A 17062-nucleotide genomic window follows, 5' to 3' on the forward strand; every position below is an offset into this window, starting at 1 on the left:
AAAAAATTAGAATCCAACTTGTAAACCTAAAATGAAGCTACGTGACATTGGGTATGGACCATCAGGAAGGATACCATTTAGTGGCACTTCAGGATCTAATCCTGTAAAGTTGGTAATTGTCCAAAGGTTTTGCCCAGCAGCATAAACTCTTAATCTAGTTAAGCCACCTAAAGCCGATAATGCTCTATCATTTAAGCTATAACCAAACTGAAGGTTTTTTACTCTTAAATAAGATGCTTTTTCAACCCACCAATCTGAAATTAAATTGTTATTTGCTAACTGTTGTGCAATTGCTCTAGGTTGTGTTTGCGATTTATTTTCTGGAGTCCAAGCGTTCAACACGTCAGTTGTCATGTTGAAATCTCTATGATAACTTTGGGTATAGTATCTTGTAGAATTGAATACATCGTTACCATATACTCCTTGTAATTGTAGGTTAAAATCAAATCCTTTGTAACCTAAATTGATGTTCATACCGTAAGTTATACTTTGGTTGGCATCACCAATAAATGTTCTATCCTCATCAGTAATCATACCATCACCGTTAATATCCACGTAACGAATATCACCTGGCTGAGTGTCTACATCATTATATGGTGTTGGACCAGCATCAACTTCTGATTGAGATTGATAAATACCATCTGTCTTAAAGCCATATAGTGAATATAATGAGTGACCTGCTTCAATTCTATTTCTTGTAAACTCCCAGTTGGCTCCTTTCTTTTCTGTAATAAAAGGTAACCCCTCTGCTAGACGTGTTACTTCGTTATTTATGAATGTAGCATTGGCTCCAATGTTATAAGTGAAATCACCTTTCTTATCACCCCAATTTACTGTAAACTCCCAACCTTTATTTTGAACCTCACCTGCATTAACGAATACGTTATCGTAACCAGTTGTGGTTGGTAGAGTGTAATCCAATAATAAATCATCAGATACTTTTTGGAAATAATCGACAGTAAATGATAAACGGTTTTTCAATACGGCACCATCAATACCTATGTTCGTTTGTACTTGCTTCTCCCAAACTAAACCAGGGTTAAATACCTGACCACCTGGAGCAACAGTCGGTACCAAAGTACCACCATTAAATACATATCTAGGTACAGAGTTTAGTAATGATTGTGTAGCTCTTTCGTTAATTTGATCATTACCCAAGCTACCATAAGATGCTCTTAACTTCAACATATCGAATGGAGAGTTCTCCATAAAGCTTTCTTTTGAAATTAACCAACCTACTGAACCTGACATAAAGTTGTGGAATCTATTCTCAGGAGTAAATACTGAAGAACCATCTCTACGGAAGTTAAATGTAGCCATATACTTTCCATCATAATCATAAATGGCTCTACCAATGTATGATAAAGTGTTCTTATCATATAATGGTGATTTTGAATCTGCTTTCGTAGTACTTGATCCATTCAAAATAGGTAATGAGCTAGATAGGTTACCACCGTATACTGATGCTGACATCCAGTTTCTTCTGTTATGTTGCATTGTGTAACCAGCAAGTAATCCAATATTGTGTTTACCAAAAGTTTTCTTGTAGTTCAATGTATTTTCCCATAACCACATTGTTCTTTCGTTTCTTTCTTCATCTAATTCCGCACCTCTAGGGAATAAATATGGAGGCTCACCTGTATCGTTCAAATAAAACTCCGGTATAAACATTTTATGATGAGAGTTAGATACATCCGCAGCAAGGTTTGTTTTGAAGTTTAATCCATGAAGGATTTCCACTTCACCATAAACACTTGCAATTACTCTATTGATAATTCTGTTTCTGTCCAATAAATTTTGAGTAGCAACAGGTTGAATCAAATTGTAATCACCATCGTCAGGACCTGCCCCTTGATAACCACCTAAATTATCTGGGTTAGTCACTTTTACAGCAGGAGAATAAGCTAATGCCCAGAAAGTCGATCCTCTGTCTCCTATATACCCTAAATTATAATTCGATCTTGTGTAAGAGATGGTATTACCAAACTTAAAACGTTTAACAGTTAAATCACTATTGATTCTTAGTGATGTTCTTGAAAAACCAGTATTGATCATAGTACCTTTTTCATCGAAATGGTTGATTGATGCATAAATCGACCCATTCTTACCTGATGTACTACCGCTGATTTCGTAACTTTGTTGGTAACCTGTTTGATACAATTCGTCTTGCCAATCGGTATCTGTAGTTAATGTGGTACCATCTAAATTCGGTATTCTTGGTAAACCTGAATTATCCTTTACAGTATTCATTACTTGTTGATACTGACTAGAATTCATCATGTCCAATTTGTTTGTGATCATTTTTGGACCACCAAAGATGTTGACATTAAATTGTGGTTTCGCACCTACTTTACCTCTTTTTGTTGTGATAATAATGACACCATTCGCTGCTCTAGCACCATAAATAGCTGCAGCAGAGGCATCTTTCAATACGTTTACCGACTCGATATCACTTGGGTTGATCGTAGAGAATGCGTCTCCATCTTGTAATATCACTCCGTCAATTACATATAGTGGATCAGAACCACCTGTAATTGTACCTGTACCACGAATACGAATAGAAGGGTTCGCACCTGGCTGTCCATCCGTACCTGTAATTTGTAAACCGGCTACCTGACCTTGAAGTGCCGATTGGAAGTCTGCTACTGGACGACCTTCGATAGCATCCTTTCCGACTTTAGTAATTGCACCAGTTACGTTTTCTTTCTTCTGAGTACCGTAACCAATGACAACCACTTCATCCAATTCGTCTAAGTTTTCTTCTAAAGTAACAACAAATTTCTTTTGCTGTCCTACTACAATTTCTTGTTCTAAAAATCCGATATAAGAGAATTCTAAAACTGGATTTTCTGTTGTTAGCAATAAAGAAAATTCACCGTCTGCGTTTGAAATCGTTCCATTGCTTGTTCCTTTTTCGACAACGTTAGTACCTGGTAGGGGTTGTTTGTTCTGGTCTGTAATAACACCGGAGACCATTTTGTCTTGGGCTTGTGTTGTTCCCCAACATAGCATCAAGAGTAATAGATAAAACAATCGTTTTTTGATAATCATTTTACAATTAGTTTAAAGTTGAAATAAACCTGGCTGACCACCATTTTTAAATTGAAGAGTTGACCTCGTCTTAAACCAAATGTTGACGAAAAGAATTTGACAAAACTGTTATTTCAAAAAACAAGTGAAATTATATGTTACAATTACGCTTATTTTTTTCTTACCGATTTTTTTCTTTAAAAATGAATTATCTACTAGACAATATATTTTTAACTTATTTATTATCAATAATTTATAATTTTCAATTTCTAGCTATTTTCTTTTATTTAAAGAATTGAAAGTATTTTTAGAAGTGAATTATATATGTTGGGAATAGAGAAAAAACTGCAAAACACACATTAGTGTATCTAATACATTTAATTTGTGCTTTTCAAAAATTAATCTGATATTTAGATAACTACTAAGCATAACAAGTAGGTAGATTACATTTTTTCTCTTGTTATAATCGAAATGAAATAATTATCATATGGTGAACAATTACCATCAACACAATCTATTTAAATAAACTATGGCTAATGTATTATTTTTATGGGCATTTGTCCAAAGCTTATTAATGAGTTTTGCTATTGGTTTTTTAAAGAAATCAAGATCAAACTCCATCTTGTCTGGGGTTTTCTTCACAATGTCTATCAACATTCTATTTCAATATCTTTTTAGATATACTGATGTGAAGTTTATCCTTCCGGAATTACTTTTTGTTTCTGATGTGCTGGACTTACTACAACCTGCACTAATTCTGTGGTATTTGGATGAATTATTTGGCGATAAAATTGACAAGAAGAAGGCATGGTACTTTATTCCTTCCACTATCGCTTTAATATCAGGCGTTTTTTATATCGCTTCTTTTGAAACATTCGTTTATGATTCTTTTATCGGTACCCCTTTCCATTTGATGCTGCTAGGTAGTATTGTGGTTTGGAGAGGAGTCATCGGTTTTAAGATCTTCAAGAAGTTCCAATCTTTAGAACCAAAGAAAAATGACAGCAAAAAAGCCAACGATTTACACTGGCCAAAGGTATTGGGGTCTTTTATCGGTGTAACATTTTATATCGCCTTACTTCAATTTGTTTATAGAACAGTCGTATTTCCGCTCAATGCTTCTGAATTTGTTTGGAATATCATTCAAATCAACTACATCTTATTCAATAGTAGTATTATCTTAATCACCATTTATTTTGCACTTAAATTCCCTAAGGCTTTATCAGGTAATACTTTGGTGGTGAAAATGGATAAGACAGACCAAACGATAATGAATAGCTACATGGAAAAGCTAAACGAATTGATCGATGTAGAACAAATTCATATCAATACTGAATTGAACGAAAAATTGCTTTCTGAACGTTTAGGCATCCCTTCATATATGTTATCACGCTTGTTAAATGATCATATTGGCAAATCCTTTAGTGAATTCTTTAACGAGAAACGTGTGGAAGAAGCAAAGAAAATTATTGCTAGCGATACGGATAAGAAGTTAACCAACTTCGCTATTGCAGTTGATTGCGGATTCAGATCTGAATCGGTATTCTATATCAACTTTAAGAAAATTACAGGTATGACACCTCGACAATTCAGAATTAAACTGAAAGAACAAGGACAAGGCATGTCTTTGATGACAGGATAAAACATTAACTATAACTTACTATTACTATCTATCTAAAGGCTATCTCAGATATATGAGGTAGCCTTTTTCTGTGTGGTGATGGGCTGATTATTCTGGCCGGGCAGATCGTAGGGACGTTGCAGTGCAACGTCCGTACAAAGGAGGGGTATATGATATTTTGATTATAAGCAATAGTTAGGAGAAACCTTGACATGTAAGGGGAGATACAGGCTAATAGGGCGTAGGGACGTTGCACTGCAACGTCCGTACAAAGGAGGGGTATATGATATTTTGATTATAAGCAATAGTTAGGAGAAACTTTGACGTGTAAGGGGAGATACAGGCTAATTGGACGTGGGGACGTTGCAGTGCAACGTCCGTACATACAAGGGAAAAATGACTATTCCATCATCACTTTATCATCGTTATTAATAAACACATCAAATGTTGGTTTCTTAGCCATGTATTTTTGTTGGATATGTGTTAGGCCAACGTATAGGAACAAGCAGAATACCCAACAAGGGAAGGCAACAAAGAAGTAATAATCTAAACCTAAAAAATTAAAAATCACATAACTGATGGATACGCTACCAATCCACGCACTCATTACTGGCGGGTTGATGTATATCTTATCCCTCTCTGCTCCAAATGTTTTTAGACCCAACTTAGGTAAGATAAAGTGATCTGCAAAAATAACGGCTCCCAAAGGTGATAGAATTAATGCTCCTATACCTAAAATATGATCCAATTTTGCTACTACAACAGGGAAACATGCCAAGACAATACTTATGATACTCATGCATAAAGTGATTTGCCAAAACTTGAATCTTTTTAAAGAACTTTGAACCGCCAAACCTACTCTATACATCGTAGGCACGGCAGATGTAAATCCTGAAAAAATAACACAAACGATCCCTGTAAAACCAGCTCCGAGATAGGCTAACTCGCCTGGTGATGGATTGTTATTCCCTTGCTTAATGGCTACTGCACAAAGTATTCCTGAAGATAACCAAGTGAGCAAATGACCAATATATACACCTAAACCAGATATAAATCCATAAGAGGACTTTTTAGCAAATCTATAAATGGACATATCAGATAGACCTAAGTGCATGGTACTATTACATAACCAAGAGAAAATAAAAATATGAATTAACGAATAATTGGTTTCTTTTGTCACCGGATTTCCCGTCCAAATAGATTCATTGGCTACCCTCCAAAAGTCTTCGAGATTATGTACTCCCAATTTGGGTAAAATGGCAATACCCGATCCTATAAATACCAATGGTATCCATGGTGCAAATACATTGGCAAACTTTACGATATAATCAAATCCTAAAACTGAAATAAACATCACGACTGTTCCTACCGCAAGAATAAGCCAAACCCAATTAAAACTTGAAATGTGTAAATCGGTAAGTCCAGGAGGAGTTACCCCTAAAAAGGGCCCAACTGCTGATGCGGAAACGATTAACGTGGCGGAAACAACCACACAGAACATCATTGCTTTTATGATATTGTATATGGTTAGAAGTCCTGTTCCAGCAATTCTTCTTAATTCAATGTGTATCGTATGCCTGGTCTTCACAGCCACCGGAGCACAAATTAATGCCCAAGAAAGCATGGCCATTAAATTCCCTAAAAGGAGGCCTAAAAACACATCGGAAACACTGGCACCGTGCAAGACAAATAAAGGCCCAATCACAAATTCGGTAGCAGTGGTATGTTCACCAATTACCACCCCAATAAAACTACCAATACTTTTCAGTTTATGTTTGGGTACAGCTTCATTTGGAAACTCATTTGTGCCGTTTAGTGCTTCTTTTATCTCTATTTTATTTAATAATTTCAATTCAGTATGTTGGATAAGTACATCAATAATTCGCTCGTATAACCATAACTTTAACTACATTGTTATACAAAAATAATTACCAGCCAATTGAGGATATTAATCCTAATATTAAATATAGACATTCGATGTTCTAAAAGTCTTTTGAATTGTAAATTGTAAGAATATTAGATAAATCAAAAGAATTTACAATGCCATAGCCATAAAGGTAATATCATCCCTTTGTAATTGATTTTCAGAATATTCCTCTACATGTTTCACAATTTTCTCTCCTTGTATAGAAACAGGAGTATCTAATGTATTTTCTACTAACTCAATTAGTCTTTTTCTTCCAAAACGTCTTCTTTCCCCATTATGAAGATCAATAATTCCATCTGTAAATAGGTAAATTCTATCTCCAGGAAGGAAGTACATCGACTCCTCCTCAAATTCTTTGGAGGAAGCAATTTTTCCTCCTATGTGTCTCTTGGTACCTTTGATTACGGATACTTCATTTTCAAAACTTCTTGCATAATACAAGTCATTTTTCGCACCACTGAAAGTCAGTTTTATTTTTTGTTCTTGTCTCTCCAAACAACAAATTGATAAATCCATTCCGTCATCATTAAACCCTTTTTCTTGTTTAAGGATTTTCTTAATTCGACTATCTAATTCTTCCAAAATTACTTTCGGCGAAAAGATTTTTTTCTCTTTAACAATCTGATTTAATACAGCATTTCCAACCATCGACATTAACGCTCCAGGGACACCATGACCTGTACAATCTACACAAGCAATAATGGTCTTATTCTCTTCTTTTGCCATCCAGTAAAAATCTCCTGAAACGATATCTTTTGGTCGATAATAAACAAAGTGATCTGTAAAACTACTTTCCATCTGATCATCAATCGGAAGAATAGTCTCTTGAATTGTTTTAGCATAATTCAAACTCTGAGTGATCAGTTCGTTTTTTGTTGAGATGGTTTGATTAGCTTCAAATAAGTGATCTCTTTGTTGCTCTAATTCCTCAGATTGCTGATGCAATTCTTCATTTCGCATCTGAATTTCTTTGGTTCTTTCCTGAACAATATTTTCCAAAAGTTTCGCTTTCTCTTTGTGTTGCTTCACTTTAGATTTATAGATGATAATACCTATCAACATAAACAAGATCATAAAGGCTACCCAAACTATTGGATACATCCACCAAGGCTTTTTCACCTTTAGTGAGAGTACATTCTTTTTCGATACATTCCCTTGATGATCTTCTGCAAAAATCTCTACTTCATAAGTACCAGGAACTACCGAACCAAAATTGATGTCCTCATTTTTAGTTGTCAGCCATTTTTGATCCTTGTTGTTCTCTTTCTTCAATCGATACTTGTACGTTATTTTATTAGGAGCAGGTGGGTAAATCCCTCTCACAGAAATAGCCACTTCATTTTCTGCATAAGCTAACTCTAATTTTTTAGAATGATCTAGGTAAGTAGAAAGTAAAACCCTGCCATTTACTTCTTCGCCCACATCTACCCAATCTCCATTTACCTGAAGACCATTAAAGAATACTTTAGGTTGATAAGGAGAGAACTTGATGTTCTTTTTATTGGTAAATAATACTCCATTGCTTCCACAGAAGAATATATCTCCATTATGATTTTGATTTATCTCATATTTACTAAATAAGTTGTTTTTAGTGCTATTTGATGAAAACGATATCAAGTGTTCATCATCAAGATCAAAATAATTTAAGTGATCCCCTACAATCCAAATAGCTCTTCCGTCTACCTTGATATTATTAAATACAGGATCTTTTATCTGATCAAATTGAGCTAAAGTAGTAAACTCTTTCTCCTCATCCTTTTTGTAAAAAACTTTCTTATTTCTATTTCCTCCCCATAAGGTATAATCTTCATCAAATTGTAAGAAACGAATGGGTAGATTCTCCTTATTTTCTTGGTTTATTACTTTGAAATTTTCGATTTTTCCTACTTTACTATTCCTATCAATTTCAAAACTAAAAACTCCTTTTTTCGAAGTACTAAACCACATTTTGTTACTTCGTGGGTCTTTAACAATAGATAAACTTCCCTTCTTAAACTCATCGTAAGGCTGACTATCTAGTTTAAAAGATTTTGGATTATAAGAGGCAACACCTTTATCTACAGAAGAAACCCAGAAAACACCATTTTCATCTTCTTCAATACCCGAAATATTACGCACAATATTCATGTTCAAGTATCTGAAATCTAAATGTAGGTTGGTTACATCATTCCCCACCACTCTACATAAATAGAGATTGACAAAGTAGACCCAAATTTCACCACTTGACGTTTCGAAAACACCTAAGGCATCTGTCTGTGGTAATGTTTTATGCGATTCTTTCTGTTGCTTTTTATACTCCCCTTTCTTTCCTGTTTTTAGATCCCTTACACTCAAACCCTGACTCGTAAGTATCCATTCTCTGTTTTTTGAATCTTTAAAATAGTAGTTGACATTCTTGCTCTTTCCTTCTTTATCTTTATTACGAATAATCCCAAAAGTAGTATTGTATAAATCGATGTATCCCACACCAAAATCCTTTACAGAGAACCAAATACCACCAAAAGAATCACCCGTAATACAATTGAAAACCTTTGATTTAATATTCTTATCTATCAGCTCAAACTTTGATGTTTTTGTTAAACCACCGGATCTGTACAAACCGTCCCATGTTCCCAACCAATAATTGCCCAGTTCATCATGGTACATTGCTGTAATTCTTGTCTTATTAATTGGATGTTTACTGTCTTTAATTACGGGAACCATCACTCCTCGATGAACAGTAAACAAACCAAAATTGGTAAGGATTAACATTTTGCCATTATTGTCCTGATAGAACCTATTGATAATGTAATCTTTGTTCATGTGATCCGATTGGATCATTTTAAATTTTACATCACTTTCTTTCTTCATGAATAATTTAAAACCATGCGAAAGCCATAGTGTTTCTTTTGAATCCACATAGACACTTGTCTGAGCATATTTTGCTTTAGAAGCATCAATAGGTGAGTTAATTTCTGATATAAATTCAGGCTTTGCATTCTTATCAAGCGTTAGCTTATATAACTTTTTCTGATTGTCCAGTAAGTACACCGCGTCCTCACTATTCGTGAAGAACATATCAATAAATTTAATTTGCTTTAAGTCTTTTTCTTCTCCTTTCTGATCTTTGATAATGTGATGATAATGCACTTCTTTTTTAATAGGTTCTAAAACAGCTAAAGAACCTTGGTTACCAAAATTTTGATACAGAATCCAAATTTTACCATTCTTAATTTGATGTGATTTTAAGGCGTTTTTTATCAAATAATTATTTTTTACGGTAGACCATTTCTCGAATTTTTTTCCATCATAAATATCAAAACCTTTGGCTCCGCCTTTATTTCCAAACCAAATTCTTCCCTGACGATCTTCATCAATCGTATTGATATCGAAAGTACTAAGACCATCCAACGTATTTAAATACTTAATGTAGGGTGTTGGTTTTTCGTGATCAAAATCGTTGGCTATCACACTAATCGAACAAATTAGTAGTATAGCTATAGTGTTCATCCATTTCATAAGAATAAAGTGTTTTGATATTTAAACTGCCCTTAAATTCAGTCGTAAAAAGTAATAATGTGTGTAGTTATTGATCTGACTCTTGGAAAAATTCTCCCTTCGTCAAACTTCAGTTTTAAGGTAATTGCTGATTGTATTCAAATGTGGTCTTTTCTCTCTTTTATGGACTTTTATTTTTTGATATTTTTCTTTTGATTCAGAAAATTAAATAAAAAGGGGTAGAGAATTAACCCTGCCCCGATTTCTAACTATCTAATTATCAATTTCTTCCTTTCATTCGAGTCATTTGATACTAAAACATACATTCCGGATGCTAATGACAGACTAAATGAGGTACTTCCCTCTTGCCATGTGACATCACTTACTTTCACACCGAGCTGATTTACAATAAACCCAGTGCCTGCTGTATCACTTTGAATAGTGAATTGTCCATTGCTTGGGTTAGGAGCAATCACCATCTTATCAAACACATGTTCTTGTCCAGCCAATCTACCTCCAGAGAATAATTGTACTTGATCGGTTTCTACCCAAACAGAACCTCCACTTCCATTCACTGCTTTGATTCTGAAAATGTATTTCGCACCTGCAGTCAATCCAGTGATTTCGACACTAGTTCCATTGGCTGCGCCATCAGGCATACCTGATGCTCTAAAGCTATCGCCTTCCAATTGAGCTTGGATATCGAAATAAGTCTCATTATCAGAGTTGTCGTTCCAATGAAGTATAGCCGTTGTTGCAGAGGTTGCTTCTACCCAAACGCCACAAGGAGGATTCGGTTTTCCCCCGCCAGAGGTGGCAGAACAGTCTCCATTTCCAGTTGGTGGTGTTGAAGCGGAAGTCACAGTGACATTTACTTGATCTGTAAAACCTCCATCTTGAGTTGTTACCGTAATCACTGCCGTACCTGCATTAACAGCGGTAATTAAACCTGAGTTATTGACACTTGCCACTGAAGTGTTGTTTGATGAATAAGTGACATTGGTATTACTTGCATTATTTGGTAAAACAGAAGCGACTACAATATCCGTATTGCCTTCTTCAATGCTCAATTGAGAGTCTGATAAAGTCACCCCAGTCACCGGTACGTTAGAAGATCCTCCTCCCAACGTTACTTGATCCGTTTCCACCCAAACAGAACCACCATTGCCATTAACGGCTTTTATTCTAAAAGTATAGGTCCCATTTTCAACTAATCCAGAGATATCTACAGAAGTAGCATTTGCTCCACCATCAGGCATACCTGATGCTCTGTAGCTATCTCCTACAAGTTGTGCTTGAATATCAAAATAAGTTTCATTATCAGAATTATCATTCCAATGTAATTTGGCAGTTGTCGCTCCAGTAGACTCTACCCAAACCTGACATGGAGGATTTGGTTTCCCTGCACTAGAAACAGCATCACAATCACCATTACCTGTCGGTGGTGGTGTAGTTCCTCCTCCAGTTCCATCAGATACTTCGGTACCATTAATAAAAATCTTATCCAAATAGAATTTGCTTACGCCTCCACCCCATCTTTCAATAATAATCTTATTAAAATTAGTGGCATCAAAAGTTCCTCCTGATAAAGGAATAGAGATATCTGACCAAGAGTTGGCCGAAATGGTATTGTTCAATACATCATGGTATCCTCCGTCTGTACTTCCAATCTTAATATTGATGTTACTTAAACTACCACCAATACCATAAGCACTTAGGTTTAGCGTACCACCACTTGCATTTAAGCTAGAGAAATTGATGACTAATGAATGATCCGCACCTGGAGCCACCGACTGATCCAAACCTTCAACATAACGAGATTCGGTTCCTTCAATAGCCTGACCAGAACTAAATGATGATAAAACATTACCTGAAGCGTCCCATGAAAGGTCGTTAGCTTTGGCTGCATCACTAAAAATAAAATATTGATTTGCGTTAGGACTTTCCCATCCTTGCTCATCTATTGGAGGTAAAGCATCCGCTTGTCCACCGTTCAGTTTTCTTGTAAAAATCCCGGATCCCTGTGTAGCGACATATAATTTACTACCAATTTTCTTGATTTGTTTTGTCGTACTATAATGTAAATCTGATGTCCAATCTTGCCAATTCACACTACCATCGTTCTGTACTGTACCTTTCATTATACCATATCCCCAACGAACATCTTCCCATACATGGTAAGTGATATACAGGTCATCTCCATCGGTATACATGGCACTTGTTTGAATAATATGATGTGCAGGATCGTACCATGCAGGTTCTTCCAAGTAATTAAATAGATCGGCATCCCAAAGCACTGCACTTGCTCCAAATTGAGTAGCACCATTGTCCGCTCTTACAATACCTTTATAGCGTTCGTAAGTATAAACATACTTATTTCCTCCTTTATTGATGACTGCCACACCACCCCATTGTAAGTTGTTTGTTTGTCCTGATGATCTTGACATTTGCGTCCAAGAATACTCCCCATTTCCATTACGAGTACCTTTATACACTCCAGAATTATCTTTATAATAAACTTCATTGGTGTTCGATGAATTGATAGAAAAACCAGCTCCCAAAGTCGAACCTGTATGTATTTTTCTAAAATAAGGAGCTCCGGTGTTGATTAAACTTACAATATCATCACATAAGTATAATCCCGTATGCGTGATCACATATAACCTTTTGTAATCATTCGGATCGGCATGGAATTGCCAAATACGATTCTTAGGTAATCCTTTTTTATCTGTTGCTGAAGTACCAAATGCTAATCTTTGCCAATTGTGATCCGGTGCATTTTTATCAATTACTTTGTACAATAAGTTGGAATTAGCAGCAGGATTACCTCCTCCGAAACCAGAAGCAGCATCCATTAAAACAATAGCTGGATTGGATGGAATAACATGAACTCCATGTCCATCTTGTACTCCAAATGTTGTTCTAGATTGTACCCAAGAACCACCATTGTCCCAACTTTCTAAAGCCAAGTTGTCTGCTTGTCCTTGAATCAAATAGTTATCTATACCCGCTACATCATAGGTGAAAGTGGATGCCGTTCCTCTACTTCTATAAAAATCTAATCCATTTAGAGATTTTACATAGCCTGTACTCACCACTCTCCAATCTGCATTACCTTTGGCGGCATCACCTGTGAAATACGATTGTTGAGACTGGGTAAATACCCCACGAGTATAACCTGTATTGTTCCATGTACCCGGATAATACGTTTTATTTCTATTGTTCGTCACATAGTAGTTCCATCCAATATCGTAGTTTAAAGCATTGCTTGTTCCGTTATGATACATAATTACTTGAAAAGAAGCCGATGGAGTCGATCCATTAATACTCACTTCTGCTTCGAATAATCCTTCGTTAGGATTTTGGTCTCTTTGACTCACCAATACATAATGCTTTGACGAATTATCGTCTTGATAAACAAGTGGCTCCCACATATTATGGCTATCCCAAGCACCTTTACCCAAATCTGTCCAAGTTCCTGAAGCTATATTTTGAGCAAACAGTCTTGTGAACCCTCCTTTTCTATACAATGCATATATCCATTTTCCATCTTTTGTAAAATCTGCACCCCAGCAATATTGGTTATCAATACCAGAAGGACCATTTACTTTAGACCAATTACTTCCCTTGTTGGTCGATTTATATAGACCATCGCTTGTGGCAATGTAAACATGATTGCTATTGGTTGGCAAGACTTGAATACTTTGCACTCTTGGATCACCACTGCCAAAGTTAGCCCACGATGAAGTATTCCAAGTATTTCCTCCATCATGACTATACCAAATTTGTTTTGTGTCGGTTGTTTCTTGAGGATAGTGCCTTAAGTGACCATCGTTTCCTCGCCAATTAATACCTGCATAGATATTATTGGTATTGGATGGATCAATTTCAATCACCCCAATAGTTTTGTCGGCCGTTTCCTGTACTAAAGTATAAGAACTTCCTTTGTTGGTACTTTTACTTAATCCTTTAGCATGACCAACAAAAAATTTGTTTCCTCTACCTTCAATTTTAAGGACAAAAGTGGTAGGTAAATCTTTACCAGACCAATTCCAAGAAGTACCATAATCGTTGGAGTAGTAGAAGCCCTCCATATCGGAAGCTACAAACATTCTTCCCGGTGTAGAAGGATCACAAGAGACCCCTTGTACTCTACCTCCTGCTCCAGGGTTGAGTTGTTGCCAATCTTGTGCATACGTTGAAATGCTGAAAAATAGCAAGACAAATAAGTAGTAATTCAATACTTTCATACTGGTTTTCATTTCATTAAAAAAACATAAGGCGTTAGTTGGTTGTGCCTCTAATTATAAGTGTAAAGAACACGCTATCAGAAAACTGATTTCTATTTTTTTAAAGAAATAAAGAAAATAACAATGAGTAGTATACTAGACAAATAAGGCCTATCATATATAAAAATTGACTTTATACCACGACAAATGACTTTAAATAAACATTGTATTTCAATGTGAGTTCATGATTAAAAAAAGAGGTGATCTCAATAATGTGATCACCTCTACTACATAAGACTTATATAAATTTTATTCTACAATTGCTGACAATTGAGTGTTAAACACTAGCTTACCTGAATTGATCAGATCTTTATGCTCAATGCTAAACCCTTTTAAAGTTTCTCCATTGCCATTAGTGACATTGTCAAAATAATCACCCTGACCATTTTTCTCTAAAGCAATTACTTTACCTCCATACACATATTCGTCTAAGTGTAACTGAACATGGTTGAATTTCGGGGTAGTTAATTGATAGGTTGGAATACCTGGAGCATCTGGGAAAATTCCCAATTGCGTCATCACTAACCAAGCTGACATTGTTCCCGCATCATCATTACCCGGAATACCAATAGGAGCATTTTTGAAATACTTTTCAGATTCTGCTTTTGTATATTTCTGAGTGTAATGATGTTTTTTATCCAAGTAGTTGAACAAGTATGGGAAAGTAATATCCGGCTCGTTTGATAAATCAAAATGTCCTTCCTCGAACAATGCCTCTAAATTCGTAAAGTAAGCTTCTTCACCCATTAACTCTTTCAACTCGTTCATAGCATGAGGAACAAAAAATCTATATTGCCATGCTGTACCTTCGCAATACCCTTTTCCTCCACTGCCTTTCCAACGGATATCAAAATGTCTGTCTAAAGGATTGAATGGCTCCATCCATTCTCCGGCTTTTGTCTTAGGACGGAAGAATTGAGTTTCAGCATCATATAGTTTTTTGAAAGACATACTTTGCTCATACATTTGTTTTGCTACATCATCTTTACCCAAAGCTTCTGCAAATTTTGAGATGGTATAATCAGCAAAATTGTACTCTAATGTAGTTGAAACAGGTCCCCAAACAATACCATTATGGAAAGTGAAATCCTTCGGATCTCCACCTCTATCATCTATAGGGCAATAACCTAATTCAATATAGTTTTTGATACCCGGACGAAGAGGATTGTTCTCTTTAGTTGTTGCTCCTTTTAACATGGCCTCTAGGGCAACATCTGTGTCAAAATCTGTGATACCTTTCATGTAGGTATCTACGATAACAGGAACAGCAGGGTCTCCGACCATTACCCACGACTCATTACCGTACAATTCCCATTTTGGTAACCAACCCGACTCTTTATACATTTCCAGCATTGTTACCGTCATATCTCTTTGCTCTTTAGGATAAAGTAAGGCATTTAATGGGTGTACGGAACGATAAGTATCCCATAAAGAATAAGCTGAATAACGTGTGTATCCTTCTGCTTTACCAACGCCCTCTTTTTCCATTAATGGATATTCTCCATTTATATCACTAATTACATGAGGCATAATAATGCTGTGGTATAAAGCTGTATAGAACACGGTTTTATCTGTAATATCTCCTTCAGCAATTTCAACTTTAGAAAGTTGTTTTTCCCATTCTGCTTTAGCAGCAAGCTTGATGTCTTCGAAAGAAAGATCGCGTTGTTCCTGTGATAGGTTCAACTTTGCATTGGCTACAGAAACAAAAGAGATACCTACTTTTACATCTAAAGTAGATGGTTTGTTATCAAATAATAGAGCAACGCCCACATCTTTACCAGATGCCTTTTTACTGTTTATTTCTTTTTGATCTTTGAATACCTTAATTTCTTTTGGTTCCCCAATCACTTCTAAGGCAAAATAGATTTTAGCAATACCTTCACAATCACAGAACTCACCATCCAATTGGTAACCTGTAATTGTACCGTCTTCTTCTACATTAATTTCTCCTCCTTTCATATGACTCATCTGAGAAGCTAAATCGATATACATATTCGATTTTTTCACTTCTGGATTGAAAGAGAAATTGTAACGAGCAGAACGTTTCGTTGCCGTCATTTCAGCTTTTAACTTATGCTGATTTAAGATGACTTTATAATAACCCGGTTCAGCGACTTCTGAATTGTAAGACGATTTAAAACTATCAGACGATAAGTCTAACTCACCCGTTGATAATTTGATCGGAATACTACCTCCACCAGGACATCCTACTCCTGAAAGGTTAATCGAACTGAATCCATAAATAAAAGGATCGCCATGTTCGTACGTTGCAGGAGTTCCAGCTCTTAATCTAAAATCTTTTGTTTGTGGGTTAGGAGAAGCCATACCCCAAGGTAATACAGCACCTGGATAAGTATTTCCTTTGTTTAGCGTTCCAATAAATGGATTTACATAATCAGTTACGCTTACAGTTTCAATTTCTTGTTGTTGCGTAGGGAGTTGAGAACAACTGCTACCTACTGCTAACACCAGTAAAATTGATAATAGTTTTTTACTAAAATATTTCATCTGATATTCCCTATTTTAAAAAATCTCATTGTACACATTTCATTTTCAAACCGAATAAATACTATCAATCTTTTAATAATTTGCTCGGATTGTATTACGAAAGTAGGCGATGGTAAAATAGAATCGTTTGCGATTCATTAATTAGAAGAAAAAGGGGTAAACAGAAGAAAATAGTTGTATAAACATAGTGTCTAGAGTGATTTCTAA

6 protein-coding genes are annotated in these 17062 nt (G+C 35.7%); 1 reads left to right on the forward strand and 5 read right to left on the reverse strand.

The features are described from left to right. Window positions 1-6: 6 nt before the first annotated feature. Window positions 7-3051, reverse strand: coding sequence for a SusC/RagA family TonB-linked outer membrane protein (locus KMW28_RS20910; RefSeq protein WP_169662413.1), 3045 nt, complete (start codon window positions 3049-3051; stop codon window positions 7-9). A 508-nt stretch (window positions 3052-3559) separates the two neighbouring features. Here KMW28_RS20910 and KMW28_RS20915 point away from each other — a divergent pair. Next, window positions 3560-4672 carry a helix-turn-helix domain-containing protein gene (locus KMW28_RS20915; protein WP_169662412.1) on the forward strand — a complete coding sequence of 371 codons (1113 nt, stop codon included), beginning with the start codon at window positions 3560-3562 and terminating at the stop codon, window positions 4670-4672. Between the two features lie 379 nt (window positions 4673-5051). Here the strand turns inward: KMW28_RS20915 and KMW28_RS20920 are convergent, their stop codons facing one another. The 4 genes from KMW28_RS20920 to KMW28_RS20935 form a co-directional block, all read right to left on the reverse strand. Further along, window positions 5052-6503: a purine-cytosine permease family protein gene (locus KMW28_RS20920; protein WP_169662411.1), complete on the reverse strand. Its 1452-nt coding sequence runs from the start codon at window positions 6501-6503 to the stop codon at window positions 5052-5054. A 183-nt stretch (window positions 6504-6686) separates the two neighbouring features. Next, a complete protein-coding gene (locus KMW28_RS20925) occupies window positions 6687-10076 on the reverse strand; it encodes a SpoIIE family protein phosphatase (RefSeq protein WP_169662410.1) in 3390 nt (1129 codons plus the stop codon). Window positions 10077-10324: 248 nt separating this feature from the next. Then, entirely contained in the window at window positions 10325-14317 is a 3993-nt protein-coding gene (locus KMW28_RS20930; protein ID WP_169662409.1) for a fibronectin type III domain-containing protein, read from the reverse strand. Window positions 14318-14593: 276 nt separating this feature from the next. Beyond that, window positions 14594-16855 carry a GH92 family glycosyl hydrolase gene (locus tag KMW28_RS20935; RefSeq protein WP_169662408.1) on the reverse strand — a complete coding sequence of 754 codons (2262 nt, stop codon included), beginning with the start codon at window positions 16853-16855 and terminating at the stop codon, window positions 14594-14596. Window positions 16856-17062: the final 207 nt, after the last annotated feature.

This window comes from Flammeovirga yaeyamensis, from assembly GCF_018736045.1.
Taxonomy (GTDB): Bacteria; Bacteroidota; Bacteroidia; order Cytophagales; family Flammeovirgaceae; genus Flammeovirga; species Flammeovirga yaeyamensis.

Bases quoted from the DNA above. Each gene is read 5' to 3' on its own strand.
- KMW28_RS20935 (WP_169662408.1), bottom strand. From the start codon at position 16,855: ATGAAATATTTTAGTAAAAAACTATTATCAATTTTACTGGTGTTAGCA.
- KMW28_RS20915 (WP_169662412.1), top strand. From the start codon at position 3,560: ATGGCTAATGTATTATTTTTATGGGCATTTGTCCAAAGCTTATTAATG.
- KMW28_RS20910 (WP_169662413.1), bottom strand. From the start codon at position 3,051: ATGATTATCAAAAAACGATTGTTTTATCTATTACTCTTGATGCTATGT.
- KMW28_RS20925 (WP_169662410.1), bottom strand. From the start codon at position 10,076: ATGAAATGGATGAACACTATAGCTATACTACTAATTTGTTCGATTAGT.
- KMW28_RS20930 (WP_169662409.1), bottom strand. From the start codon at position 14,317: ATGAAAACCAGTATGAAAGTATTGAATTACTACTTATTTGTCTTGCTA.